Source organism: Enterobacter cloacae complex sp. ECNIH7, assembly GCF_002208095.1.
Taxonomy (GTDB): Bacteria; Pseudomonadota; Gammaproteobacteria; order Enterobacterales; family Enterobacteriaceae; genus Enterobacter; species Enterobacter cloacae_M.
Genome location: NZ_CP017992.1, coordinates 13357 through 39941, shown reverse-complemented (window position 1 = coordinate 39941; position 26585 = coordinate 13357). Strand labels below are relative to the sequence as shown.

22 protein-coding genes are annotated in these 26585 nt (G+C 54.8%); all 22 read left to right on the top strand.

What is annotated here, in order from left to right; translation table 11 throughout:
• Entirely contained in the window at positions 1-306 is a 306-nt protein-coding gene (gene traL / locus WM95_RS26650) for a type IV conjugative transfer system protein TraL (RefSeq protein WP_000398849.1), read from the top strand.
• A 19-nt stretch (positions 307-325) separates the two neighbouring features.
• Complete coding sequence (traE, locus tag WM95_RS26645) at positions 326-889, top strand: type IV conjugative transfer system protein TraE (protein ID WP_042005176.1); 564 nt, start codon at positions 326-328, stop codon at positions 887-889.
• Positions 879-1619: a type-F conjugative transfer system secretin TraK gene (traK, locus tag WM95_RS26640; RefSeq protein WP_042005177.1), complete on the top strand. Its 741-nt coding sequence runs from the start codon at positions 879-881 to the stop codon at positions 1617-1619. The genes traE and traK overlap by 11 nt, the downstream gene beginning before the upstream one ends.
• A complete protein-coding gene (traB, locus tag WM95_RS26635; protein ID WP_042005178.1) occupies positions 1606-2967 on the top strand; it encodes an F-type conjugal transfer pilus assembly protein TraB in 1362 nt (453 codons plus the stop codon). The genes traK and traB overlap by 14 nt, the downstream gene beginning before the upstream one ends.
• A gap of 109 nt (positions 2968-3076) precedes the next feature.
• Positions 3077-3301, top strand: coding sequence for a TraR/DksA C4-type zinc finger protein (locus WM95_RS26630; RefSeq protein WP_042005179.1), 225 nt, complete (start codon positions 3077-3079; stop codon positions 3299-3301).
• A 3-nt stretch (positions 3302-3304) separates the two neighbouring features.
• Positions 3305-3520, top strand: coding sequence for a hypothetical protein (locus tag WM95_RS26625; protein WP_052432414.1), 216 nt, complete (start codon positions 3305-3307; stop codon positions 3518-3520).
• Between the two features lie 5 nt (positions 3521-3525).
• Entirely contained in the window at positions 3526-3969 is a 444-nt protein-coding gene (locus tag WM95_RS26620; RefSeq protein ID WP_042005180.1) for a hypothetical protein, read from the top strand.
• A 17-nt stretch (positions 3970-3986) separates the two neighbouring features.
• Entirely contained in the window at positions 3987-4601 is a 615-nt protein-coding gene (traV, locus tag WM95_RS26615; RefSeq protein ID WP_042005181.1) for a type IV conjugative transfer system lipoprotein TraV, read from the top strand.
• Positions 4602-4610: 9 nt separating this feature from the next.
• Positions 4611-7202 (top strand): type IV secretion system protein TraC, encoded by a 2592-nt coding sequence (gene traC / locus WM95_RS26610; RefSeq protein ID WP_048242299.1) that lies wholly within the window; start codon positions 4611-4613, stop codon positions 7200-7202.
• Positions 7199-7633 carry a type-F conjugative transfer system protein TrbI gene (gene trbI, locus WM95_RS26605; protein WP_042005183.1) on the top strand — a complete coding sequence of 145 codons (435 nt, stop codon included), beginning with the start codon at positions 7199-7201 and terminating at the stop codon, positions 7631-7633. Before traC ends, trbI begins: the two co-directional genes overlap by 4 nt.
• Positions 7633-8271 carry a type-F conjugative transfer system protein TraW gene (traW, locus tag WM95_RS26600; RefSeq protein ID WP_042005184.1) on the top strand — a complete coding sequence of 213 codons (639 nt, stop codon included), beginning with the start codon at positions 7633-7635 and terminating at the stop codon, positions 8269-8271. Before trbI ends, traW begins: the two co-directional genes overlap by 1 nt.
• Positions 8264-9265, top strand: a complete 1002-nt coding sequence (gene traU, locus WM95_RS26595) for a conjugal transfer pilus assembly protein TraU (RefSeq protein ID WP_088545127.1) — start codon at positions 8264-8266, stop codon at positions 9263-9265. The genes traW and traU overlap by 8 nt, the downstream gene beginning before the upstream one ends.
• A gap of 10 nt (positions 9266-9275) precedes the next feature.
• Positions 9276-9896 carry a type-F conjugative transfer system pilin assembly protein TrbC gene (gene trbC, locus WM95_RS26590; RefSeq protein WP_231592906.1) on the top strand — a complete coding sequence of 207 codons (621 nt, stop codon included), beginning with the start codon at positions 9276-9278 and terminating at the stop codon, positions 9894-9896.
• On the top strand, positions 9893-11722 hold the full coding sequence (gene traN, locus WM95_RS26585; protein WP_042005186.1) for a type-F conjugative transfer system mating-pair stabilization protein TraN: 1830 nt from the start codon (positions 9893-9895) through the stop codon (positions 11720-11722). Before trbC ends, traN begins: the two co-directional genes overlap by 4 nt.
• Complete coding sequence (gene traF, locus WM95_RS26580) at positions 11719-12498, top strand: type-F conjugative transfer system pilin assembly protein TraF (RefSeq protein ID WP_042005187.1); 780 nt, start codon at positions 11719-11721, stop codon at positions 12496-12498. Before traN ends, traF begins: the two co-directional genes overlap by 4 nt.
• A 25-nt stretch (positions 12499-12523) precedes the next feature.
• The gene (gene trbB / locus WM95_RS26575) at positions 12524-13135 is read left to right on the top strand and encodes a type-F conjugative transfer system pilin assembly thiol-disulfide isomerase TrbB (RefSeq protein WP_042005188.1); all 612 of its coding nucleotides are present in this window, start codon (positions 12524-12526) and stop codon (positions 13133-13135) included.
• The gene (gene traH, locus WM95_RS26570; protein ID WP_042005189.1) at positions 13135-14496 is read left to right on the top strand and encodes a conjugal transfer pilus assembly protein TraH; all 1362 of its coding nucleotides are present in this window, start codon (positions 13135-13137) and stop codon (positions 14494-14496) included. The genes trbB and traH overlap by 1 nt, the downstream gene beginning before the upstream one ends.
• A 1-nt stretch (position 14497) precedes the next feature.
• The gene (traG, locus tag WM95_RS26565) at positions 14498-17395 is read left to right on the top strand and encodes a conjugal transfer mating-pair stabilization protein TraG (RefSeq protein ID WP_042005190.1); all 2898 of its coding nucleotides are present in this window, start codon (positions 14498-14500) and stop codon (positions 17393-17395) included.
• Positions 17396-17406: 11 nt separating this feature from the next.
• On the top strand, positions 17407-17967 hold the full coding sequence (locus WM95_RS26560) for a hypothetical protein (protein WP_042005191.1): 561 nt from the start codon (positions 17407-17409) through the stop codon (positions 17965-17967).
• A 187-nt stretch (positions 17968-18154) separates the two neighbouring features.
• A complete protein-coding gene (traT, locus tag WM95_RS26555) occupies positions 18155-18892 on the top strand; it encodes a conjugal transfer complement resistance protein TraT (RefSeq protein WP_042005192.1) in 738 nt (245 codons plus the stop codon).
• A gap of 142 nt (positions 18893-19034) precedes the next feature.
• A complete protein-coding gene (gene traD / locus WM95_RS26550; protein WP_042005193.1) occupies positions 19035-21284 on the top strand; it encodes a type IV conjugative transfer system coupling protein TraD in 2250 nt (749 codons plus the stop codon).
• Positions 21284-26584, top strand: a complete 5301-nt coding sequence (gene traI / locus WM95_RS26545; RefSeq protein ID WP_042005194.1) for a conjugative transfer relaxase/helicase TraI — start codon at positions 21284-21286, stop codon at positions 26582-26584. Before traD ends, traI begins: the two co-directional genes overlap by 1 nt.
• Position 26585: the final 1 nt, after the last annotated feature.

Sequence of the window (26585 nt, the reverse complement as noted above, 5' to 3'; positions counted from 1 at the left end):
ATGGAGGGAAACGATTTAGACAAATACCGTTTCCCGAAAACCCTGTCAGAGCAGAACCGCATTATTGGACTGCCCCTTGATGAAGCTATCCCCGCAGCGGTTGTTTTGCTGTGGGGATTTTTCACCAAGAAATATTTATTCAGTCTGATTATTGCGGCAGTTATCTGGCAACTGATCAGGGCGGCGAAACGCGGAAAAAGTTCCCGATGGTTATACAACTGGTGTTACTGGTATTTGCCCACTGAATTATTCCGGGTTGTCTACCGCGTTATTCCCGATTCCAGTTTCAGGAAATGGATAAAATAAATTACCGCAGGGCCATATTATGGAAATTAGCGCTCGTAATTCATCCACCAAAATTATTGCCATTATTATTCTGTCGCTCACGACACTGGTCTTTATTCTGGGCTTTGCCGTGGCATGGCTGGCTGTGACCAACAGAGCACTCATCCACGAGCAACGTACAGTCGTCACACCGATGACCTACAACGCGCCTTTTGTGGTATCCGAAACTAAAGCTGATACCGAGTATTTCCGGATGATGACGCTGTCCTTCCTGGCCCTGCGTCTCAATGTCTCGCCTGAAACGGTCGATTCCAACCACGCTTTTCTGATGTCTTTTGTCGAACCAGAGGCCCGGGAGGAATTTAAAAAAGTACTCCAGGAAGAGGCAGCGCAGATTAAAGCCAATGATGTGAATTCCACGTTCTACACCACAGAAATCAATGTCTATCCCGTTGACGGCCGAATCGATGTTCGTGGCGTGCTGAAAATGTGGATTGGTAACTCTAAGCCTTCCACGGAAATAAAAACCTACCGGCTTCGTCTGAAGTATACCGGAGGCTTTACCCGTATCGGCCGGTTCTATGAGGTGACCAATGAAAAATAACCTTCCGGCGTTATTGTTTGGTACAGCCATGATGGTCGTTGTGCCCCCGGCTGCGCAGGCACAGTCACCTGCCACGATCAGCCTCCCACAGGGCGGGCAGTTCCGGCTGAGTATCAGCAATACCGATCCCAACATGATTTTTATCCCGGGTGACAAAGTCACCGCCATCACAGCGCCAGGTGGAATGCTGGCAGACAAGCGGCTGACAACGGCCGGAGGTGTGCTGTTCACTTCGGTGGCCACCCGTACTTTCACGATTTTTGTAGAAACAGCGCTGGGCCAGACCTTCTCTGTCGTGGCCACGCCCGTAAAAAGTGAAGGTCGCGTCTATCGACTGATGAGCGCTGAACCGCCCTCACGGCCTGAAACCCGTAAATGGGAAACCGCTCAGGCTTATGAAAAGCTGCTAATCAGCCTTAACCGTGCCGTGCTGACGGGTGACATACCTGATGGCTACGGTGAAGTGAAACCTCTTTCTGACGGTATTCGTCTCCCCGGTGGTTTTTCTGTTACCCCTCTGAAAGCCTGGGCGGGCGACCAGCTGCGTGCCGATCGTTATGAACTGCGTAATGCCAATACCTGGGGGGTGGCGCTGCGGGAGCAGGACTTCTGGAAACCTGGCGTTCGTGCCGTAATGTTTGATAACAACGCACAGACTCTGATGGGCGGAGGAAGAATGACCGTCACCGTTATCCGTGAAAACGGGGAGGGTGAAGATGGCCAACGTTAACAAAGTCGTCCGCCGTCGTCAGGTTGCCCTGCTTATAGCCCTTGTTCTGGGGATTGGTGCTGGCGGTGCCGGGACATGGATGGTCTCAGAGATGAATCTGAAGAAAGCGCCGCCCGCCAAAGCGCCAAAAGGAGAACCCGCGCCGGATATGACCGGGGTGGTCAATCAGTCCTTTGATAACAAAGTTCAGCGTTCTGCCATTGCGGAAGCCCAGCGGCTTAATAAGGAAACGCAGACAGAGATTAAAAAACTGCGTACTGAAATGGGGCTTGTCAGTCGCGATCTTAAAGGCAGTCAGGATCGCATTCGTGAGCTGGAAGACCAGAACCAGTTACTGCAGACGCAGCTTGAGGCCGGGAAGAATTTTGACTCCCTCAGTGCCGAACCCCTGCCGGGAGCGCTGGCCTCTCAGGGGAAACCTGTACCCGCTGGTAATGTTCCTCCTCCGACAAGTTTCTGGCCAGCAGGAGGCGGACAGGCCCCGGCCGCACCGGTGATGGCCCCCGTTCAGCGTCCGGGAATGATGGATAGTCAGGAATTCAGTCTGCCGGATACCGGGCCGAAAAAGCCCCGTTTCCCGTGGATTTCCTCCGGCAGTTTTGCTGAAGCAATCGTCGTTGAAGGGGCAGATGCCAATGCGTCCGTTACCGGCGATAAAAATACCGCCCCGATGCAGTTGCGCCTTACAGGCAAAGTTCAGATGCCTAACGATGAAGAGTTCGATCTGACTGGTTGCTTTGTGACCCTGGAGGCATGGGGGGATGTTTCCAGTGAACGTGCCATCGTTCGGACCCGCTCAATCAGCTGCAAGCTGGGTGATGACAACATCGACCAGAAAATTGCCGGTCATGTGTCCTTTATGGGCAAGAACGGTATCAAGGGCGAAGTGGTTATGCGTAATGGCCAGATCCTGCTGTATGCGGGGGGCGCGGGCTTCCTGGACGGGATAGGGAAGGGCATTGAGAAAGCCTCCTCCACTACCGTGGGTGTCGGCGCAACTGCCAGCATGAGCGCCGGCGATATCGGCCAGGCAGGGCTCGGCGGTGGTGTCAGTTCTGCCGCCAAAACACTCTCCGATTACTACATCAAACGCGCCGAACAGTACCACCCGGTCATTCCAATCGGCGCGGGCAATGAAGTCACGCTTGTTTTCCAGGACGGCTTCCAGCTCGAAACACTGGAGGAAGCGCGCGCGAAAGCTGCTGTACGTAAGAAACAAAATCAACCTTCTGCCTCATCAACGCCTGCTGCCATGCCGGGTAATACGCCGGACATGCTGAAGCAGCTGCAGGACTTCAGGGTAGGGGACACCGTCGATCCGACGACCGGACAGGTCGTCACACAGTAAACGGGCCGGGAAACCGGCCGCAACAACACAATCCGGAATAGTTAGTGCCCTGGAAGACGAGAAAGGGATGGGCGGTAGCGTGTCCGGGCAGCATACACAGGAAAGAGCGATGGCAGACGTACTGGACCAGTTACAGGAGCAGGAAGACCTGATTAACAGGCTGCACATTCAGGCGGTCAGGCAACAGTTGAGCGTTAAAGGTGAAAGCCTTACCCGGTGTGAATGTTGTGGAAACCGTATTCAGGAACGGCGTCAGAAAGCGATACCCGGCGTGCGTACCTGCACTGAGTGTCAGCGGGTACTGGAAATTCGGGAAAAAAATTATCAGAGGTGAACGATGGGAAGCAGAAAAGCCAATGTGATGGTCGTGGGGAAAACTGGCAGCGGTAAAACCATGACACTCAGTCAGGTCACTCAGTTTTTCCTGGCGAAGTCTGACGTAAGCCAGCTCAAAGAAAGGTATTCCGGTAATGACGGAGAGAGGATAGCGGAGGCTATCCGTCAGAACTGCAACATCTGGTATCCACTGAAACCAGGGGATGAAGGTCAATAAAAGTGATGGATGCTTCTTTATTACTTCTGCGAGATTTCAGCGACCTGACCAGGCCGGAGTTAATTGCCCGGGCTAAACACCTGGATATCCTCCGGGCTCGGGTGGCGTATACCCATGATAATTTTTCTCCCCGGCAGCTAAGGGCTTTTTCCCTGGCCACCCTGATGTTGTTCATGAGCTACGTGTTAACGGATTCCATCCTTTTCAGTGGCGTAGCCGGCCTGATAACTCTCATAGGGGTACTGCGTTATTCCCGTTTACCCATGACATGGCACACGCAACTGAAAGACGGTATTTCCCGGATCGAGAGTCTTCGAAGTTCGCCGCTTCGTCAGATGGATGAAGCCAATGCCCATTATGACTGGCATTACGCCTCTTATTGTCTGGCTGCTGAAATCCAGCTTATTTACTCAGCGCTTTCGCAGCCAGCCAGACCCTTCAGCGCATAATTTTTCAGGAAACAGCGATGAAAAAAATCACACTTTTGCTGGCAGGCAGTGCCCTGCTGTTATCCGGTTGTGCAGGTGTCAAAAGCAGTTTCGACTGCGATGCCACAACGTCTGATACCTGTATGACCATGACGAAGGCTAATCAACTGGCCCGGGACAAGGCGGCAAAACAGGCGGGAAAGCCGGCTGCGGGCGGGCTGCCTTCCCTGGTTAATCTTCCTGCCGCCTCTGCGGCGGCGGTTCCGTCAGCATCCCGTGCCGTCGTCAATGTCCCTTCCGGTGCGCGGGTAACCAGCAACAGACCCGCAGTATCAGCTGGCACCGCAACAGGTATAAGCACGAACGCCGCAGCGTCAACACTGACGCCACGTCCGGTTGCCGGAACGCCGGTCACAACCACTCCGTCATCAGTGGCTTACCGTCCGATCGGCTCCGTGGTTACACCGGCACCGTCATGTCAGAGCGTGCGCTGTGACCATCCTGGATCGGTGCATCCACAACGCAGCCAGGATCAGATAGCCACGGTCTGGATTGCACCCTGGGTAGACAGCGATAACGCCTTTCATCAGCCCGGTCGGGTGTCCTTTGTGGTCAGCCCTGCCGACTGGGTTCTTCCGTCCCGGGTAAATTAAGGAGTTCGGGTGAAAAAATTTCTGAACGTACTGGAAAATCTGCAGAACGCCTTCCGGATGCCGGATGGCGCGTCGGAGATGACGCGCAATCTGGCCAGCCTGGACTTCCCGCAGCTGACCAGCGTCCTGCCGTACCGTGACTATGACCGTGACAGTGGGCTGTTTGTGAACCGCAGTACGGTGGGCTTTCTGCTACGTGCAGAGCCCCTTATCGGCGCTAACGAACAGATTGTGTATGTGCTGGAAGATCTCATCAAAAGCAAGCTGCCGCGTAAGACGCCAATATCATTCCACCTGGTGTCCAGCAAGCTGATCGGTGATCAGCTTGACCGGGGCCTGTCTGAGTTCCGCTGGCAGGGAAAGCATGCTGACAAATTTAACCGTATAACCAGGGCATATTATCAGCGCGCGGCGCAGCAGCAGTTCAACAGCCCGACCGGTCTGCCGCTGACCCTGCGTGACTACCGCCTGTATATTTCTTACTGCGTGAAGGCGAAGAAGCGGACGGCTGCCGTGATGACGGAAGTTGCTCATACCCTGAAAGTGCTGCGTTCCTCTCTGGATGCGGCAAAAATTTACACGCAGGCGGCCGATGACCAGGAGCTGGCCACGCTGGTTCACGGGATGCTGAATGCCCGTCATGATCAGCTGTACCCAGATGAGGTTCGTGTCGGCAAATTTGATGAGCTGCATCAGCGCTGTGTTGACCAGCGTATCGGTATCGATGTGCGTCCGGATGATGTCCTTATCAGCCTTGCCGACCGTCAGGGCAGCGTGACCTCCACGCGGGCCATGAACTTCATGCTGGAGAACAACCCGGATATGTTCATGCTATGGATGGGCGGCGATAACCTGTCCAACCTGCTCAGCCCCGACCTGACAATCGCCAGTCCGTTCGTCATCACGATGGTGATGGAGGCCGAAGACCAGGTGGCGACTCAAGGGGAAGCCACGCGCAAGTATCTCGACCGGGAGAAAAAAGCGAACTCTCCCTATGCCACCCTGTTTCCCGGCGTGGCCAAACAGGCTAAAGAGTGGAAGGAGATCCGCGAGCATCTCAACAGTAACCAGACCTGTATAGTCCGCTATTACTATAACGTCACCACGTTCTGTCCGGATACGGATGAGGATGCGCTGGTCTGCGAACAGCAGGTCATTAATACTTTCAAGAAGAACGGCATAGACCTGTTTTCCCCGACCTATATGCAGTTCCGTAACTGGATAGCGATGATCCCCTTCATTCATGCGGAAGGACTCTGGGAAGACATCAAAATGGGCGGAGCCACCTGCCGGGCGGAGAGTATCCAGGCCGTGAATCTGCTGCCGGTGGTGGCCGACAACCGGCTGTGTCAGGGGGGATTGTTGACGCCGTCCTACCGCAATCAGCTGGCGTTCCTCGATATCTACGGGGACGGGATGGGCAACACCAACTACAACATGGCGGTCACCGGCACATCAGGTGCAGGTAAGACCGGTCTGGTACAGCCTATCCTGCGCAGTGTGCTGGACTCCGGCGGTATCGCCTGGGTGTTTGATATGGGGGATGGCTACAAATCGTTCTGCGAGAACGTGGGTGGTACATACCTTGACGGCAAGTCGCTCAAATTCAATCCGTTTGCCAACATCTCCAATATCAATGAGTCCGGGGAACGTATCCGTGACCAGCTGGCTGTACTGGCCAGTCCCAATGGTACGCTGGACGAAGTCCATCACAGTCTGTTGCTGCGCGGGGTTCAGGAGGCATGGGAAGCGCACAAGGAAAAAGCCCGAATTGACCATGTAGTCCAGAAGCTGACGGCCATCCGTGAGGATGATAAATACCAGAACTCGCCGGGTATCACCAACCGACTGGATGAAATTATCGAACTGCTCGGTAAGTACTGCTCCTGGGGAATTTACGGCGAATACTTTAACAGTGACGAGCCGTCACTGACCGATGACGCCCGCTTTATCGTCCTGGAGCTGGGGGGCCTGCAGGACAAGCCTGACCTGCTGGTTGCGGTGATGTTTTCCCTCATCATCTACATCGAAGACAAAATGTACCGCACGCCGCGCAGCCTGAAGAAATGTTGCACCATTGACGAAGGCTGGAAGCTGCTCAACTTTAAAAATGAGAAGGTCGGTCAGTTCATTGAAACCGGCTACCGTACGGTTCGCCGCCACCGTGGCGCGTTCATCACCATCAGTCAGAACATCAAAGACTTTGACGCCGATGATGCCTCCGGCGCGGCCAAAGCGGCCTGGGGTAACTCTGCCTTCAAGGTTGTCCTCAAACAGGATGCGTCTGAGTTTAAACAGTACAACCAGAACCGTCCCAACCAGTTCAGCGAGCTGGAGCGCAGTGTTATCAGCAAGTTCGGTGATGCCAAAGACCAGTGGTTCTCTTCCTTTATGCTGCGCATCAATGATACCTGCAGTTTCCATCGTCTCTTTGTCGATCCGCTCAGTCGCGCGATGTTCAGTTCAAAGGGTGATGACTTCGAATTTATCCACCAGTGCCGGGAACAGAACATGGATATCCATGACGCCGTATACCAACTGGCACAACGTAACTTCCCTGATGAGATGCGCGAACTGGAAGCGCTTGCGGAGGCCGCATGAAAACGGAACAACAGGTTAACGACACGCAATCAAAACCCACAACTGCCAGAAAGGCACTGACTCAACGTGAACGCCAGAAGCGCCGCTGTCTGCGTAGCCTGCTGCTGGTTGCCGCCACCATCCTGTGTATTAACGCTGCCGTCACGTCGTTGCTGATTAGCTGGCGTACGCCAACTGTGGTGTCATTTGATATGAAAAAAACGCTGGATCAGTTCACTGAACAGGCTGGCGCTCAGTCACTGGATGAGCCTCAGACTAAGGCACTTACCGAACGATTTATGACCAGCCTTAATGCGGAGCTGCAGGACTGGCAGGTCCGTCATAATGCACTGATCCTGGTTACGCCCGCAGTGGCCAGCGGGGCGGGCGATATCACTGATGAGATTCAGACAGGGGTGGCACACCGAATGGCGGCGGGAGGCGGCAACTGATGAAAAAAGGGCTGCTGGCGCTGTTGCTGATTTCCGGCGTAGCACAGGCAAAAAATCTGGGGACATGGGGGGAAATGTACCCTATTGCTGAGCAGGACATGCTTACTACCATCCAGACACGCCTGAAGGCAATGGAGGCCAGTGGTGAAATGGCCCGGGAGCAGGAAGCATTCAAACAGCGTGTCATTGAAAACACTCTACGCCCTAAACCGGTTGAAGGACTGACGCTGGCGCAGGAGAACACCACGCACTATATCGATCCGTCGCTGACGGTCAGTGAAGATCTGAAAGACCATCAGGGGCGGGTGTTCGCCCGTAAAGGGCAGGTGATTAACCCGCTGGATACCGTCCCGTTCACCGACACGCTCTATTTTATTGATGCAGATAATCCGCAACAACTGTCCTGGATTAAAGCGCAGAAACCCGGAACATTGACTTACCGCGTCATTCTGGTCAACGGCGATATCCGTGAGGCGACCAAAGCCCTGGACACGCGGATTTATTTTGACCAGGACGGCACGCTAAGCAGGAAGTTTGAACTGAAGGCTATCCCTGCCCGGGTGACGCTCTCAGAAGACCGACGCCGTCTTCGGGTAGATACTTTTGCCCTCCCTGGTCCAGGAGAAGCCCATGAATAGGTCACTTATTTTGTTACTCATGGCTTTTGCCTTCAGCTGGTCGTCAGTGAGCAAGGCTGCCACTACCAGCGCTTCCGTTGAGTGCGAGGGGCGTTTTGTAAACCCGATCACCGATGTCTGCTGGGAGTGCATTTTCCCGGTAACCATTGGCAATGTGCCCGTCGCAAAGGGACGTCAGCCGGATACGCCGAATCCTGGCATGCCCATCCAGTTTTGTCCTATGGGGATTTTCTACCGTGTGGGGCTGGCCATAGGCTACTGGGAGCCTATGGCGCTGACTGATGTTACCCGTTCCCCTTACTGCATGGTGAATCTGGGCGGGTTCAATATCAACGTGGGTAATGTCGGTACCGGGACTGGCGGGCAGGAGAACAGGGCCAACCCCGGCGCGTTCTACCATGTTCACTGGTACAAATATCCGCTGACGTACTGGCTCAATATCATCACGTCAATGGGCTGTCTTCAGGGAGGAGACATGGACATTGGATATCTGTCTGAACTTGATCCGATGTGGGACAGCAGCTCGCTCAGCATGATTATCCAGCCTGAAGCCATTCTGTTCGGCAACGTGATTGCGCAGGCGGCCTGTGCGGCTGATGCCGCCGCAAGTCTGGTGCATATGCCGCTGGACCCCCTGTTCTGGTGTGCCGGTAGCCAGGGAAGTATGTACCCCTTTAATGGCTGGGTATCGAATGAATTCAGCCCGATGCAGACCTCGCTGCTTCTCAGTGAACGTATGGCATTCAAGCTGCACCGGCAGGGCATGATCATGAACTCCGTTGGGGCTGATACGGCGGTTTGCTTTGAATATCCATCTCCCATCATTCCGAAAAGCCGCTGGCGTTATCACCTGGTCAATAAATATCCCGATGCAGGGCAATGTCATCCGCTGGGCCGCAGCGTGACACGCTGGGAAACCGGCAAGAACATGCCTAATGACCGTCGAAATTTCGGGTATCTCTTCTGGCGTAAACGCAACTGCGTTTTCCTGTAAGGAGCACAGTATGTTTGTGAACAAGGTATTGATTTTCCTGCTCGCTCTGTTGACCACAGGGCTGGCTCAGGCAACTGAACACACGGAAAACCGTCAGTTTATCAAGGAACAGCTCAGACTGGATCGTCAGCGATTTCAGTCTCTGCAAACTCCAGATTTCCTGAAGCAGGCACGTCCGGTAGCACCGCAGGATCAGTCATTTCTCGACGCTCAGGCACAGCAATTCCGGCAATCCATGCAGCCCGGTGAGCGCCCCGTTGATGCTGCTCTGGTTTTTGTTTCATTCTCAATGCCCCCTGATGAACTGAAACAGCGCGTTCAGGACGCGGCAGCACTCAATATTCCGGTGGTTATCCGGGGGATGGTTAACGGCGACATGCGGGCCACAGCGAATGCTGTCGCTGGTCTGGTAAAAGAGAGCAATACCGGAGGCGTGCAGATAGACCCAACCACCTTTCGTAAGTACAACATTACCGCCGTACCGGTACTGATCGTCGCCTGCGGAAATCAGGGCGATAAAGTTGACCGCCTTCAGGGTGATCTCACGCTGCATCAGGCGCTGAAGCGCGTGGCAGAAGAGGGGGACTGTGCGCAGACCGCGAAAAGCCTGCTGGGCGAGGAGGCTGAATGAAAAGGATACTCCCTTTACTGGTGGCTACGGCATCGGTCTTTATGGTGCAACCGCTCATCGCTAATGAGCAGTTTAATCAGGGTATGCAGCAGGGGAAAGCGAACAAAGGGCAGGGTGCTGATGCCATTCAGGGATTTAAGCCCGCTGAAGTCATCCCGGGCTACACGACATCCCCCTCTGAAAGCGGATACTACGGTGGGGTGACCTCGTCGGGTGTGGATATGACATCCCCGGGTTCTGCAGCGTTAAACAGTTCTGAGGCCGGGAAAACTATTACGGAATCCATTCTTAATACTCCTGCAAGCAACAAACCATCGCTTGATGCACCGTTTATTTCCGAGGGACTGGATATGCAGGCGAAAGCGGAAACCATTACAGGCGGCGGTTTTGACGGATGTGTGGACCAGCCTGCGAGTTTTACCGAAATCACCACACATCAGTGTCTGCGGGACACGAAAATTGAGCAGTACTGCACCCGCACCGCGACTATTGTCGGCGACTGGAAGGAAACCACAGAGGTTAAAACCTATACCCTTACCGCCTTTAATTTCAGCCGTTCCGGAAAGCAGATTGTGTTCAGCGTGGCAGCCCCTGAAGCCGGCATCATCCACAGTGCAAGCCTGAACGTGACCACCCAAAATTATCTCTGGAATTCCCGGGCCAGCTTTATGAATACCACGTTCAATCTGACCTGGAATGACACCATTGCACTGGGAGGCGCGACAGGGATGGTGCTGACCAAAGGACAGACTCTCAGCGGGACAAGCTGCAGCGGGAACGGCAGCTGTACCGGTACGCTGGATAACGTCATCTTTAACCAGTTCGTCGGGGGCAGTTCTCGTTTCACGCTGACGCTGGTGATGCAGGTGAAAAGCAGGGAATGGGTGCCGCGGGTAGAGTGGTCAGAAAGCTGCCCGTTCAGCAAGTCTGAAGGCGCCATGACCGGTTCTCAGTGCGTGGAGCCGGGAGGCACCCGGTCCGTCGTTGTTGAGGGAAAAACCTACAGCATTCATCAGGACTGCTGGAAATGGCAAGACACCTACCTGACCCAGACCGAGACAGAAGGAACCTGCGGGGAGTATATGAAGGACTCCGCCTGTACGGTGACGCGCAGCCAGTGTGCAGATACCGTGGATGGTTTTTGTGTGAGTCAGCAGGTGACGTACTCCTGTGAACGGAAGAAAACGGGTAACGGGCAGATTTGCGGTGGTGAGTTTTTCTGTACGGACGGCAGCTGCGCGCAGGGCCAGACCGGAACCAGCAATATGTTTGGTCAGGCCGTCTCCGCGCTGGCCGCGGTCGCTGCTGCAGGCGAAGACGTGGCGGAACTGAACGGGGAGAACGTCAGAGCATTCACTGGCGAGGCCAAATCCTGCAAAAAGATGGCTGCGGGCTTCAATAACTGCTGCAAGGATTCCGGATGGGGTCAGGATGTGGGGCTGTCGAGTTGCAGCAGCGATGAGAAAGCGCTGGGCAAGGCTAAAGAGAAAAAACTGACGGTCTATGTCGGGGAATACTGCAGTAAAAAAGTCCTCGGCGTCTGCCTCGAGAAAAAGCGCGGCTACTGCCAGTTTGATTCAAAACTGGCCCGTATTGTCCAGGAGCAGGGACGTCGTGACCAACTGGGCGTTGGCTTCGGCAGCGGAAAGTCTCCGGACTGTCGTGGCATAACGGTGGATGAACTGCAACGCCTCGATTTTGGGGTGATGAACTTCAGTGATTTTTACAGTGATCTTGATGCTGGCAGTGAAATTCCGGAAGACCAGGCGTTGCTGAAAAAAGCGCAGGACATCATCGCCGAAAAAATGAAGGAGAACGCCCCATGAGATGTATTGCCGGTGCGCTTGCCCTGATGATGGCAGCATCACTGCATGCTGCTCCCGAGGATGTGCTGGCACCTGAGTATGCCCGGGAAGAGGGATGGCAGTGGTACAACCCCAATGCTGAAGAGGCTGAACCCGAACCTGCGTCGCCGCCGACACTACGGGAACGTCTGGCCAGCATGACGCCATCAGAGCAGAAAAAGGTGCTCCAGCAGGCTACCCGTGAAGCGCTGGACACCGCCATTCTGTATCCCTCTGCGGAGAACTTCCGCCGCTTTATGACACTGCAGAACTTCTGGACTGACCGGGCAACGGACTTCACCCAGACGGCGAAACTGGCCCGGCTGAAGTATCCGGAGCTGGATTACAACGTGAAGCGCAGCCATTACAACGGCACGGTGGAAGCCCGCCTGACTGAAGAAAAGAAGGTCCAGAATGCGGTTATCAGCCAGGTGGCGCAGCGTTATGGCCTGTTCTTTTTCTACCGGGGCAACAATGCCGTCGACAACCTGATGGCCGGGGTGATACGGGCTTTCTGTGAAGACCGGGGGATCAGCCTGATGGCCGTCAGCGTGGACGGTAAACTCAGCGACCAGCTTCCGCAAAGTCGCCCTGACAGCGGACAGGCTGAAAAAATGCGTGTCACCCACTTCCCGGCTACGTTTCTGGTCGACCCGAAAACTCACCAGTGGCAACCCCTTGCATGGGGGTTTATGAGCCACGATGACCTGGATCGCCAGATGGTCAGCGTCCTTACCCACTTTGCACCTGACTACTGATAACACCTGTCTTTTGAGGTAACCCATGCTTATTACTGTATTGCGGTCCGCCATCCTGATGGCGGCAATGCTGTCCGGCTGTCTGCAGGCCGGGACACTGGATGATATTCGTGCTCTTGAAGCCGGTAAAACGGGCCGGAGCGCACCCGCGATGGATGCGCTCAGCCTGCCAGAAAACGGGGCGGCAACAACCACAGACCGTGCTGCTCAGAATACCTCACCCGTCTGGTATTCGTTGAATGATGGCAGGAAAGTTAACCTGCAGGACTGGAAGGTGGTGCTGTTCATGCAGTCGACCTGCCAGTACTGCCGCCAGTTTGCTCCGGTCCTGAAAGCTTTTTCTCAGCAAACCGGTCTTGACGTTTTCCCTATCAGCCTTGACGGGAAGGGAGATGCCGAATTCCCCGATGTTCTGCCAGCAACGCCGGATGTGATGGTGGAATATTTCCAGAGTGGCCTGCCGGTGGCCACGCCAACCACCTTTCTGACCAACGTCAATACGATGGAAACCTGGCCGCTGCTGCAGGGTGCCGCAGGGGCTGGAGAATTCCGCAGCCGGCTCAATGAGGTGCTGCGTATGGCACTGGATCGGCAGTCAGGGAAAAGCACTCCACTCAACACGCAGGGACAACAATAATGCGACTGAAACCGCTTTGCCTGGCCTTTGCGCTGGGCCTGTACAGCGCAGGAACGGCGCAGGCCGCGCTGCAGGATGACATGAACTCGTTCTTTAATGACATGAGCTATGCCAGCAACACCACCTCGGCAAAAGCCTGGCAGGGGCAGGCCGCACGTTATGTCTCCGGAGGCTCGTTCTACGCGCGCACCGGCAACAAGAATATTCAGCTGGTTTCCATCAGTCTGCCGTCCATAAATGCCGGGTGTGGCGGGATTGACGTGTATCTGGGGGCGTTCTCTTTTATTAACTCCGACCAGATTATGGCGTTTGTGAAACAGACGATGGCCAACGCAGCGGGCTACTTCTTTGACCTTGCGCTGGAAACCACCGTACCTGAACTGAAAGCCGCGAAAGACTTTCTGCAGAAGATGGCCGCTGATATTAACCGGTTCAATATGTCCAGCTGTCAGGCGGCAAAGGCGATGGTCGACAGCGTGGCATCGCTGTGGGGAGAGAGTCAGCAGAACGTCTGCCAGTCTGTTGGCGGGCAAACCAGTGTGTTTTCGGACTGGGTTGCTTCCCGTCAGGGCTGTACCTCCGGAGGCAAATACGGCTCCGTCGCGGACAAAGCCACCGGCGCGGAAAAGGACCAGGTACTGAAGGATATCAATCTGATGTGGGATGCGCTCGGCAACAGCTCGCTCAGCAGCAATGCAGAGTTGCGTCAGTTCGCCATGAGCATTAGTGGCTCGGTGATTTTTGGCAGCAACGGCGAATTGCGGATACTGTCTTCAATGGCGTCGGATCGCAGCCTGCTGACAGCGATGATGAGCGGCGGCAGTGCGAAAGTATACGTCTGCGATAACCAGAATAAATGCCTGTCCCCGACCCTCAATAACGTGACGATTTCCGCAGACAAATCGCTTATTAAGATGGTTCAGGACATGCTGACCAGCATCGAGAACAAGGCCATCACCGACACGCCGCTGACGGAAAAAGAGAAGCAGTTCATCAACAGTACCTCCATCCCCATTCTCTCCTGGATTGTGGATCAGTCGTCACTGAGTGTCTCGCAGTCCCTTTTTGCCCAGCTGACGGATTACATCGCGGTCGACATCTATCTGCAGTATCTGGAAGCCGTGATGAAGGTGGTTAACGGATCGCTTGCCACCAAAGATTACCCGGGCGCCAACATGAAAGAGCTGAAAAGCGGGCTGGCCGACGCGCGTCAGGCGCTTAACTCGCTGCGTATGGAAGTGCAGATCAAAGAAGATGCCCTTATCTCCGCGCAGCAGCAAATCCGCTTTATCCGCCAGCAGGTCTCCTCAAAGATGAGCGATCGTGTGCTGGGTAACTACCAGTTCAGCAGGGTGAATTGATATGGCCGTTGATACGATTTACACCGTTGCCGGCGGGGCGTGGTTTCAGGATACGCTCAATGGCGTGGCGGCATTTTTTAACAGCAGGGCCGGAGACTCACTGATTGCTATGGCCACTGCCGTATCGGTGATTGTCGGGGCGGCAACCTATATCCGGACACGCAATATTATGGACCTGGTCAAATGGGCCGGGTTTTATGTCCTGGTGATTGCCGTTCTGGTCGGGGACAAGCGGAACGTGCAGATTATTGACCTGTCTGAGCCTGCGGCCATCTATCAGGTTGATAATGTCCCGACCGGCCTTGCAGCCCCGGCCAGCCTGATCACTCGTATTGGTGCCGGAATGGCACAGGTTTACGATTTTGTGTTTGCCCGGCCGGACGCGCTGACTTACAGCAAAACCGGGATGCTGTTCGGCGCGCAGCTGGCGGCGGGGAGCAGTGATTTCCGGTTCTCTGAGCCGGAAATTCAGCGCATGTTCTCTGATTACGTCCACAACTGCGTGGTGGGTGACATTATGCTGAACAACAAGTACAGCATTGGCGACCTGATGAATTCTACAGACCCATATGCGCTGATATTCAGTAAACCCAGCCCGCTGCGTGGCCTGTATGACAAAAACCGCAATTTTCTGACCTGCGAGCAGGCCACAACCAAAATAAACACTGATTCGAGTGATATCAGTGGACGGAATATGTTCCCGTTTCTCCAGCAGGTGCTTAACCGGATGCACGGTTTCACGAACCAGGTCTTTGGTCCGACAAACGGTGCCAGTACGGCACTGTTCACCGAAATGCTGGGCGACAGCTATAACTATTTTCACGGCAATTCCATGACCTCCACCGAAATCATCCGCAAGAACGTGGTGATGAATGGCCTGCGCAGTGGTCTGGAGAGTTTTTCAGCGCAGAATGGCGATACGGCCGGACTGGTGAACACTGCCACGCAGACATCGATGGCAAAAATGCGTCTGTCGCAGGCGACCAGTGCGTCCATTGCCGCCAACACGCTGCCTGTGATGCACAGCGTTTTGCTGGGCATGACAATGGCACTGTTCCCGGTGCTGATTGTTCTGGCCGTGGTGAGTTCCCTGTCCTGGACCATTATCAAAGGCTACATCTACACCATTGCTTATCTGCAGATGTGGCCCATTCTGTTCTCCATCCTGAACCATGCGATGAATTTCTACCTGCAGGGCAAACTCAACGGGACGGCGGTGACGCTGGCCACGTTTGACCAGATACAGAATACCTATTCCGATATTGGCACCACAGCCGGCTGGCTGGCGCTGTCCATCCCGTTTATCGCATGGGGTATGGTTAAAGGTTTAGGGCAGGTGGTATCGCAGGCGGGGAACTATCTGGGACAGACCCTGCAGTCAGCCTCCACACAGTCGTCTTCGCAGGCGATTGACGGTAACTGGTCCTATAACAATATGACGACGGGGAATGTACAGGGTAATAAGTGGGATACCAACTACAGCCATCGTGAAGGCCATATGACCAACCAGCTTGAGAGCGGGGCGACGAAAACCCTGACTTCGTCAGGTCAGCAGGTGTTCAATAATGCTGAGTCCATATCAAAACTGCCGGTGGATATCATGCTGGGTAAAACGGCGACAAGCAGTTGGCAGAAACAGCAACGCGATGCTATCAGCGAGGCTCAAAGCCTGAGCAACAGCTTGTCTCAGACCTCAAGCCTGGCGACATCGCAGTTAAACCAGTGGAGTCAGCAGCGTGGTAACAGCGATACCACTGTTTCGGGTACAGACACGTCGACTAACAGCAATCTGACCAAAGCACTGAACACCATTCAGTCTATTGGTTCCCGCTATGCCCGCGATGAAAATACCACTCTGGCGGAAGGTATTCGGGCAGCGGCAACTAAAAGTCAGGATATGAGTGCCGGAGCAGGCGGAAGTGCTCAGATTTCTTTCGATTCCGATCGACAAGTTCTGGGTAAAGTTGCTGGACTGGCTACCGGGATGAAAGTCTCAGGAGAGGGGCATCTGAAGGCAGAGTATACCGGCAGGAGTGGTTCTTCGCATGGTACCAGTTCCGATTTGACCCATCAGGGTGGAACAAGCAAAGGTTTCAGTGCGCAGGAACTGAAGGATTTCCGCGACGCAATGGACGTTGTGACGTCTACCCGCGTGACGGACAGCGGCAGCCATACCGACAATGCATCATCATCCCTTGCTAACCAACTGTCTTCAACATTCTCCAGTTTGCAAAGCCAGGCATCGCAGTTTAACGATGCGGTTACCCGTAGTCATGAATACTCTCAGCTGGCCAGCTATGCAGAAAATAACAGTGCCAATATTAACCAGAACTACTCTCAGGAGTTTGTCGGTTATGTCACCAGTAAGCGCCCGGGTGAAGCTGATAAACTATTGTCGGATGCAGCCAGCCCTGAGGTGCGTGCAGAACGAGACAGGATGGTCCAGGAATTTGTGGAAGATCGCATGAAACCACAATTGCTGCAGGAATTTGAACAAAATAAAGGACGAACCGGTGACGGAATCGGCGGTGTCGGCGCATCATCAGGTCACGTAGACCTTCAGGCGGAATACGCTCAGCAGCAGGGCAGCATGAATGCACTGGCCAGTGCGAATGGAGTGAAACAAGGTAATGAGGTTGGCGCTGATGTACAACATCGCCGCAATAGTGCTGAATCTCAGGTCGATAATGATAAAAATTCTGTGAACTCATCCGGTAATTCTGCCAGGACGGATTACAATCGCTTGCAGAATGAACATGAACAGGGTAATAAAAACTTTAATGAAGCTAAGATCGCGGAAGAAAAAAGGCAAAGTGATAAGATTGGAGACAATAGCATTGGAAGGAATGATTTGAACAGAATCAAGGATGAATTGCAGGATAAGTTTAATAAAGAGTAAGAGAGGGAAAGATGAAGCGCTCAGAACTGGAAAAGGATGCTGCATATGTTCTTGATGAAATTAAGAATCGAGACTATGAGATTCCATCTAATAGCCAGATTCTAAAAGTTATTTTCAGTAAGTTAGTTATTGTTTACGCTATCCAGCTATTTTTTATTGCTGCTGATGTGTTTATAAATGCTGGGCGAGTGGAATATCATTATTTTGATACATTGGTGATAGCTCTTGGTTCAAATGTTTTTTTTAGTCTTGTTTTTTTAATGTCATCCTATAATTTTGTCTGCATGAGAATTGCATTAGGCAACGAGATAAGAAATCGGTCGGTTTTAATTGGGTTAATTGAGAAAAAGATCCACTTCTATAGTGTTTTTCTCCTGTTCACAAATTCCATAGTTGGAGTGATTTTACTGTGGGTTGGAGAGAGTTTTGTCTCAGGTCTGGGATTTTCATGGTTTGTGACATTTATTATAAGTGCTCTATTTTTACAGGGTTCGTTATCTCGATATATGACACCTGCGGTGGTGAGTAGTTTGTCAAAAGTGAAAGAACTGCTCTCCGCAACCCCCAAATAAGCCATATCTTCAGGGCTTTGCTAATGAGTAAATGACCCTGCGTTCAAAACTTCAGTATAACCTTATGATTGATATGGTTATGCTTCTGCCTGTACATTATTCATACCACACTCTGAGAGTGTGGTGATGATAGTGGTTCTTCTGGGCATGATAGATATCATGCAACTTATATGGAAATGAGAAAAATATGAAACAAAACATTAAGTTGATGGCAATGACTGCCGTATTATCCTCCACCCTGATCTTGTCTGGTTGTGGAGCGATGAGCACAGCGATAAAGAAACGTAATCTCGAAGTGAAGACTCAGATGAGTGAAACAATCTGGCTTGAGCCTTCTTCACAGAAAACAGTGTTCCTGCAGATCAAGAATACCTCTGATAAAGACATGTCTGGCCTGCAAGCCAAAGTCGCTAAAGCTGTTCAGGAGAAAGGCTACACCGTCACCTCATCACCGGAAAGCGCACATTACTGGATTCAGGCGAATATCCTTAAAGCGGATAAAATGGACCTGCGTACCGCCCAAGGGTTCCTGAACCAGGGCTACGAAGGGGCGATAGCGGGTGCCGCATTAGGTGCGGGGATTACCGGTTATAACTCCAGTTCTGCCGGCGCAACATTAGGTGTTGGCCTGGCGGCTGGTCTGGTGGGGATGGCCGCTGACGCGATGGTGGAAGATATCAACTATACGATGGTGACGGATATTCAGATTTCTGAAAAAACAAACGCCAGCGTGCAGACCGATAATGTCGCGGCTCTGAAACAGGGCACTTCTGGTTATAAAGTACAGACCAGTACACAAACTGGTAATCAGCATAAATACCAAACCCGCGTTGTGTCTTCTGCTAATAAAGTAAACCTGAAATTTGAAGAGGCGAAGCCGGTGCTTGAGGAACAGCTTGCAAAATCTGTAGCTAATATTCTCTGAAATACTAGGGTGGTTATTCAACCACCCTTATTCCTGGCTTGTCTGTTGCAAATAACACACTCCAATCTTCTTTGACTCCATAAACTAATCGTCTGAAGCATTTTATTTTGCTTTTACGATCAGTCTGTCTATGGGAAATATAATGAGCCTGAATCCTCGCGACTTAACGCAGGGCGGTCAGGTCGCTTTCATGCGCCTGAAAATGTTCCTGCAAATAAATAACCTGATTTCTTATTACGTTATTATGGGGACGGTTTTATTTGGCATCGCCGTCCTGCTTATGCGAATGAGTATTCAGAATCTGACCAACGGCATTATTTACTGGTTTGTTCGGGTAATGTCGCCTTTTACTGAAAAAATGGTCAGTCAGCCTGTCTATACCATCCGTTATTACGAACATAACCTGCAGTACAGCGCCAGGCAGGTGTTGAGCGACAGTTACACCCTGTACTGCGGTCAACTGCTGAAGCAGGAACTGGTTATTGCAGGATGTGCCGCGCTGCTGATCGCCTTTCTGGCCACGCTGGCCGTGTACTGGTATCTCGGGCGTGCTGGCCGTAAACAGAGTGAGGATGAAATTATCGGGGGCCGGGTACTCTGCGAATCGCCAAAGGAAGTCGCCCGGATGATGAAAAAACGCGGGGAAGCATCTGATATTCGTATCGATGATTTGCCGCTTAAGCTGGATTCTGAAATTCAGAATATGGCTATGCATGGCACAGTATCAACCGGTAAATCCACCCTGATGCGCAAGATTTTAAAACAGCTTCGTGACAGGGGCGATCTGGTCATTATCTACGACAAAGGCTGTACGTTCGTTGAGGACTTCTACGACGAATCCCGGGATAAAGTACTTAATGCGCTGGATTCCCGTTGCCCGAACTGGGACTTGTGGGAGGAATGTCGCTCTATCGCCGAACTGGAGAATGCCAGTACGACCCTGATCCCGGCCAGTAGCGGTGAAGATCCGTTCTGGCAGGGCAGTGCGCGCACCATTTTCGCGGAAGGTGCTGAGCGAATGCGTAAGGACGAAGATCGCAGCTACAACAAATTCCTGCGTACACTTCTGGCCATAAAGCTGGACCAGCTGCGGGCTTTCCTGGCCGGTACGCCAGCCTCCACACTGGTTGACGGCAAGATTGAGAAGACAGCCATCTCTATCCGGAGCGTACTGACAAACTACGTTAAAGCTCTGCGCTACCTGCAGGGCATTGACCGTCCGGGGCGGGAGAAGTTTACCATCCGGGAATGGATGAAGGGCCAGACCGATAAATCGAAGAATGGCTGGCTTTTCATTACCTCCGATGAACAAAACCATGAGTCCCTCAAGCCGCTTATTTCATTGTGGCTCAGCATTGCCGCCACCAGTCTTCTCGCTATGGGGCCGAACCGGCAGCGGCGTGTCTGGTTCTTCTATGACGAACTGGCGTCGCTACATAAATTGTCCTCATTACCGCGGATTATTTCAGAAGCCCGTAAATTTGGCGGTTGTTTTGTGCTGGGTTTTCAGAACATCGCCCAGATGGAAGAAATTTATGGTCCTAAAGCTGCTGCGGGGCTGTTTGACCTGCTGAACACCAAATTCTTCTTTCGTTCCCCGAGTGCGGAAATTGCGCAGTTTGTGGAAAAAGATCTGGGGGAAACCCGGCGTAAAAAGTTCAATGAACAGACCAGCTTCGGCCATGAGCAGGTCCGTGACGGGATTTCCTTCGGCAAGGAGGAAGAGCGTGTCACGGTGGTGACCTATTCAGACGTCCAGAAACTTAACGATCTGCAGTGTTATGTCACCCTGCCCGGTGACTATCCCGTTGTAAAACTCTCCATGAGCTATGAGGCAATGCCCAAAGTGGCAGATGCCCTGTTGCTGCGTGACGTACAAACGAGTCTTGATCAGACGCTTGAGGATGAAATTCGGCGCCGTAGTGAAGAAGAACGGCACAAGTTTGCCGGATTGTTCGAGGGAGAATCGTTAATTCAGGCTGTTCCGGGCGGTGCGTTTATACCGAAGGGTAATCTTTCGAATACCCCTCCCCCTTCTGCCGACCTGGTGGCTGCTGTCCTCGCGGAAGCGAATACGCCTCCTGCGACGTGGCCATTGCAGACAGAGGGGGCTTCCGGCGATGCAGATACCGAAAACACGGCGTCCACAGCAGTTGGCGCTGAAGGTGGCTCAGCTTCCACCGGAGGGACTGAGCGGGATATTGAACAGGATTTATCACAGGATATTCCCCCGGGCCTGAACAGCGACGGTGAGGTTGTGGATTTCGCCGCGTATGAGGCATGGGCTCAGACCTCACACCAGACCCGCGATATGACCCGCAGGGAAGAGGTCAACATCAACCATGCGACAGAGAAAACGCATGACTTTGATGACGACAGGGAGGTGTTCTGATGCTCTCTATTTCTTCTATAAAGGGGGATTCGGCCTATTACAGTCACGAAGACAACTACTATGCCAGCGGTTCGCTGGAGTCTCGCTGGCTGGGAGATGGCGCGGAGAAACTGGGACTGAAGGGCGAAGTCGCCAACGCCGATATGGATGCAATACGTCAGGGTAAACTTCCTGACGGTACCGATCTCTCCAGGATGGTCAATGGCGTGAATAAACACCGCAGCGGCTACGACCTGACTTTTTCAGCCCCCAAAAGTGTATCGATGATGATCCTCATTGGTGGTGATACCCGCCTGCTTGATGCGTGGAACCGCAGTGTGGAAAACGGCATGAAAGAGGTAGAGAAGCTTATCAGCGCGCGCATCACAGACAGTGGAAAAACCGATACCGTTCTGACGGGAAACATGGTGGCCGCACTGTACAATCATGATACCTCCCGTGCTTTAGATCCGCAGATCCATACGCATGCGCTGGTGTTCAATACCACGTTTGCGGAAGATAAATGGCGGGCGCTGGCCAGCGATACACGTATGAAAACCGGATTCGGTGAAAATCTGTATGCGCTGCAGGTGGCGATCGGAAACCTCGTACTGCAACCATTCAGACAGGAGGCGGAAAAACTTGGTTATGAAACGGTTGCAGCCGGTAAAAATGGTCTCTGGGAGCTGAAAGATGTTCCCGTTGCGCCGTTTTCGACCCGCAGTCAGGCTATCAGCGAAGCGGCAGGGCCGGATGCGTCCAAAAAATCCCGCGACGTTGCCGCACTCGATACCCGCCAGGCAAAAGCCTGGGCCGATCCTGAACTGCTGAAAGCTGACTGGCGCCGGCGCTTAACCGACGAAAAATTCGATATCGATAACTACATCAACCAGGCGCAGAAGCGGGCGGAGCCACCTGGTCCTGTTGTTGGCAGTACAGAGGGTATCCGGACTACAGGCCAGCCCGCCAGCGCGTCTTCCGCTCAGATATCTGAATCAGACGTACAGAAAGCCGTCAGCGATACGATTTCGGCATTGTCGGAGAAAAAGGTTCAGTTTACCTGGTCCGAAATGCTGGCCGGCACGGTCAACCGCCTGCCGTCCGTGTCGGGCCTGTTTGAACAGGCGCGCGCCGGTATTGAGGCCGCGATTGAAGGACAGCGTCTTATTCCCCTGGACCGGGAGAAGGGCATCTTCACCTCTGATATCCACCTGCTGAATGAACTCAGCGTCCATCAGCTGGCGCGCACCGCCGTTGCGGAGCAGACCGTGCTGGTCTTTCCGGAACGGGCAAAAGAGCGTGATATGCCTGCCGGGGATGCGGTCTCTGTCCTGACGCAGGATAAAAGCCCTGTGGCCATTCTCAGCGGGCGCGGGGGGGCGCAGGCCCTGCGGGAGCGCACGGAAGACGTAGCCATGATGGCCCGTTCTCAGGGACGGGAAGTGATGGTGATTGCTGCCGACGGTCGCAGTGGCCAGTTCCTGTCAGAAAGCCCGCATCTGGCAGGCCAGGTGATGCTGCGCTCGCAGATGAACGCTGACACCGTACTGCCGGTGCAGGGGACTGTTATCGTCGACCGGGCGGAGCGACTGTCGCTGAAAGAGACCGTCCTGCTGCAGGAGAAAGCGCTCAGCGCCGGGGCACAGCTGATATTCATGGACACCGAAAACCGGCAGGGGACGGGGAATGCTTTGTCTGTGCTCAAAGAGGCGGATATTCCCCAGTACCGGTTTTACGGCACACAGCTGCCGGAAGTGCGGCTGGTCAGTGAGGCGGACAAGCGGAGCCGTTACAGCCAGCTGGCACAGGACTATGTGCGTCTGTCGGCTGAAGGGCGGGATGTGGTGGCCCAGGTGACCGGCACCCGGGAACAGCAGCAGCTGACGGAGGTTATCCGGGATACGCGGCGTGATGCGGGTGAGCTGGGCCGGGAGCAGGTGACGCTGCAGGTGCTGGAGCCGGTGTGGCTGGACAGCAAAACCCGCCATCAGCGTGATAACTACCGGGCCGGGATGGTGATTGAGCAGTGGGACGCTGAGAAGAAAATGATGACCCGCCATACCATTGACCGGGTGGCAGAGGCGACCAACAGTCTGGTGCTGCAGGGTGAAGACGGCAGTCGCCTGACCCTGAAGGTGACGCAACTGGACGGCAGCTGGAGCCTGTACCGCAGCCGGACACTGGAGGTTTCTGAAGGAGACCGCGTCAGGGCGCTGGGGCGTGAGCTGAAGGGAGCCATCAAAGCGAAAGAGCAGTTCACCGTGGCGGGGCTGGAAAAAGGCGCGGTACGGCTGCGCAGCGGCGACCGGGAGCTGCGTCTGCCCACAGACCGGGCTGTGAAGCTGGCCCATGACTATGTGGAAGGGACCGGGGCCGGTACCAGCGCGTCGCGCACGGTACTGGCTGCAGTCGGTCCGCGAGGCCTGAATAAACAGACCCTGAACGCGCTGGCGCAGAGTGGCAGCGACATCCGGATTTATACGCCGCTTGCGCCTGAGCAGGCTGCGCGCAAAGTGGAAAGTGTGTCTGCGGTGCGCCTGGCCAGTGACCAGGTCCGTCAGTCGACCGGTGAGGCAAATCTGGATACCGCCATACAGGCCAGCCGGGACCGTCTGATGTCGGATGCGGAGCAGGCGGTGAGTCTGGCCATCCCGCGCGCCCAGCAGGGGCTGGTCCATCTCGGTGAACTTACCCTGCTGGCCGAGGCGGTGAAGTCTGGCCAGCCGCTGGCGGCGGTCCGGGCTGAAATCGCCCGCCAGGTGGACAGCGGGGCACTGATTAAGCTGGATTCGGTTGCCGGGGCGGGAAACCGCGTCCTGGTCCCGCGTGTGGCGTATGAGATGGAAAAGACCATCATTCGTCATATTGCTGAGGGTAAGGATGCGGTACAACCCCTGATGGCGCTGACGCCAGCCTCAGTGCTGGTCGGTCTGACGGCAGGCCAGCGGGAGGCCACGCGGACAGTGCTGGAAAACACCGACCGCTTTATGGCCATTCAGGGCTACGCAGGGGTGGGGAAAACCACCCAGTTCCGGGCGGTGATGGGTGCCCTGAACACTCTGTCTGAGTCCGTGCGCCCGCAAGTCATCGGTCTGGGACCCACGCACCGGGCGGTGCATGAGATGCGTGAGGCCGGGGTGGACGCGCGCACGCTCGCCAGTTTCCTCAGTGAAACCCGGCTGGCCATTCAGGGCGGGGAAACACCGGACTTCCGCAATGTCCTGTTCCTGACGGATGAGAGCTCGATGGTGGGCAACCGCGATATGGCAGAACTCTACCAGCTGGTTGCTGCAGGCGGCGGACGGATGGTCTCCAGCGGGGACACCGCGCAGCTGCAGGCCATCTCAACCGGTCTGCCGTTTCGCCTGGTGCAGCAGCGCAGTGCCATTGATACGGTGGTGATGCGGGAGATTGTCCGCCAGACCCCGGCGCTGCGTCCGGCGATTGAGAGCATCATTGCCGGTCAGGTGGCGCTGTCCCTGCACCAGGTGGATGACGTCACTCCACAGCAGGTCCCGCGTCAGCCCGGGGCCTGGGTGCCCGATAACTCGGTCATGGAAATCCGTGCGCCGAAAAAGGACCAGGAGCAGGGTTATCTCGTTGCTGCCAGCAAACAGACACTGACGCCAGAGCAGCTGGCCCTGGTGCGCACCGACATCATTGAAGCCATCCGGGACGACTGGATGGGGCGCACCCCGGAGGCACAGCAGCAGACACTGGTTGTGGCGGAACTCAACGCCGATCGTCATGCCATCAATGATGCCATTCATACCGCCCGGCATGAGAAAGGCGATACCGGCGCAGAGGAGCGCACGTTCACTGTCCTGGAGCCGCTGCGGGTGCCGGATAACGCCCTGCGAGCAGCTGAAACCTTTGCGGAGTACACCGGCGCGGTGGCCATGATGAATGAGCGCTACTGGACTGTGGCAGAGGTGAACACGGAGGACGCCGTGGTCACGCTGCGTAATGCTGACGGGGAGTCAGTGCTGATCTCTCCTCAGCAGAACACTGCACAGGATATTTCCCTCTTCACACCCCGCGATCTGACGCTAAGTCAGGGGGATCGGGTGCGCTTTACCCGCTCGGACACCGACCGCGGCTATGTGGCCAACAGCCTGTGGGAGGTGGCCGGGTTCACTGATGATGGTGCCATCCGGTTCCGCCAGGGAGACCAGGAGAAAGTCGTCAACCCGCAGGCCATGGCGGAGGACCGTCATATTGACCTCGCTTACGCCCTGACGGTGTATGGCGTGCAGGGGGCCAGTGAACGCTTTGCCATTGCCCTGACCGGTACGGAAGGCGGCAGGAAACGAATGGCGTCTCTGGAATCCACCTACGTGACGCTGTCACGCGCAAAAGAGCATGTGCAGGTCTACACCGACAACCTGGCGGGCTGGCGTGCCGATGCCCGGCACTCAAATGCCGGTCAGACTGCCCACGATCTGCTGCACCAGAAAAGCGATCACGAGTCTGACACCGGTAACCGCCTGCTGGCCACCGCCTCCCCGCTGGATAAAACCGCGCTGGGTCGCCGGGTGCTGGCGGAAAACGGTCTTGAGGGCGAAACAATGGCCCGCTTTATTGCTGCCGGCAGGAAATACCCGACACCGTATGTGGCCCTGCCGGCCTGGACCCGTCACGGGAAAGCGGCCGGGGCGCTGCTGACTGAAATCCGCATCGAGGATGACGGAATGCGCGTGGTGCTCAGTGATGAGTCCCGGCTGCGTGGCGGGGAGGATGCGCAGTTCGCCGGCCTGCAGGCCAGCCGTAACGGACAGACACTCATTGCTGATGATCCACAGACGGCGCTGCGCCTGGCACAGGAGAACCCGGAGAGCGGGGTGGTGATACGCCTGCACGGTGAAGAACGGTTGCTCAATGCAGGCCGCCTGACCGGGGGACGAATCACGGAGCCTGATGAGGTGGAACGGACAGTGCGCAGTGTGGCGGAGGCTGAATCGGCGGCGAAAGCGGAAGACCCCATTACGCTGCCTCCGGATGAGCAGCAGAAACTGGCAGAGGCACAGGAAAAAGCGGCCCGGGAGCTGGCGGAGCAGGCCCGGCAGGAACTGTTGCCGGCAGTGCCGGGTGAGGAGAGCACCAGACCCGAACAACTGTTGTCTGCTGATGAAGAACGTCGGCTCCGTGACGGTACAGCACGGGGAGAGCGTGAGCTGGATGAGGCCATTCAGGAAGCGGTGGCGGACGGTCGGGGTATCCGCCAGCAGGTGCGCGAACAGATGCTGCGTACCGAGCGTGAGTGGGTGGTGAATGTACCGGAAAAAGACATTGAGCTGGAAAAAACGCTCGGTGGGGACTGAT

Coding starts and splice junctions, on each gene's coding strand:
- traL (WP_000398849.1), top strand. CDS start 1: ATGGAGGGAAACGATTTAGACAAATACCGTTTCCCGAAAACCCTGTCA.
- traE (WP_042005176.1), top strand. CDS start 326: ATGGAAATTAGCGCTCGTAATTCATCCACCAAAATTATTGCCATTATT.
- traK (WP_042005177.1), top strand. CDS start 879: ATGAAAAATAACCTTCCGGCGTTATTGTTTGGTACAGCCATGATGGTC.
- traB (WP_042005178.1), top strand. CDS start 1,606: ATGGCCAACGTTAACAAAGTCGTCCGCCGTCGTCAGGTTGCCCTGCTT.
- WM95_RS26630 (WP_042005179.1), top strand. CDS start 3,077: ATGGCAGACGTACTGGACCAGTTACAGGAGCAGGAAGACCTGATTAAC.
- WM95_RS26625 (WP_052432414.1), top strand. CDS start 3,305: ATGGGAAGCAGAAAAGCCAATGTGATGGTCGTGGGGAAAACTGGCAGC.
- WM95_RS26620 (WP_042005180.1), top strand. CDS start 3,526: ATGGATGCTTCTTTATTACTTCTGCGAGATTTCAGCGACCTGACCAGG.
- traV (WP_042005181.1), top strand. CDS start 3,987: ATGAAAAAAATCACACTTTTGCTGGCAGGCAGTGCCCTGCTGTTATCC.
- trbI (WP_042005183.1), top strand. CDS start 7,199: ATGAAAACGGAACAACAGGTTAACGACACGCAATCAAAACCCACAACT.
- traW (WP_042005184.1), top strand. CDS start 7,633: ATGAAAAAAGGGCTGCTGGCGCTGTTGCTGATTTCCGGCGTAGCACAG.
- traU (WP_088545127.1), top strand. CDS start 8,264: ATGAATAGGTCACTTATTTTGTTACTCATGGCTTTTGCCTTCAGCTGG.
- trbC (WP_231592906.1), top strand. CDS start 9,276: ATGTTTGTGAACAAGGTATTGATTTTCCTGCTCGCTCTGTTGACCACA.
- traN (WP_042005186.1), top strand. CDS start 9,893: ATGAAAAGGATACTCCCTTTACTGGTGGCTACGGCATCGGTCTTTATG.
- traF (WP_042005187.1), top strand. CDS start 11,719: ATGAGATGTATTGCCGGTGCGCTTGCCCTGATGATGGCAGCATCACTG.
- trbB (WP_042005188.1), top strand. CDS start 12,524: ATGCTTATTACTGTATTGCGGTCCGCCATCCTGATGGCGGCAATGCTG.
- traH (WP_042005189.1), top strand. CDS start 13,135: ATGCGACTGAAACCGCTTTGCCTGGCCTTTGCGCTGGGCCTGTACAGC.
- traG (WP_042005190.1), top strand. CDS start 14,498: ATGGCCGTTGATACGATTTACACCGTTGCCGGCGGGGCGTGGTTTCAG.
- WM95_RS26560 (WP_042005191.1), top strand. CDS start 17,407: ATGAAGCGCTCAGAACTGGAAAAGGATGCTGCATATGTTCTTGATGAA.
- traT (WP_042005192.1), top strand. CDS start 18,155: ATGAAACAAAACATTAAGTTGATGGCAATGACTGCCGTATTATCCTCC.
- traD (WP_042005193.1), top strand. CDS start 19,035: ATGAGCCTGAATCCTCGCGACTTAACGCAGGGCGGTCAGGTCGCTTTC.
- traI (WP_042005194.1), top strand. CDS start 21,284: ATGCTCTCTATTTCTTCTATAAAGGGGGATTCGGCCTATTACAGTCAC.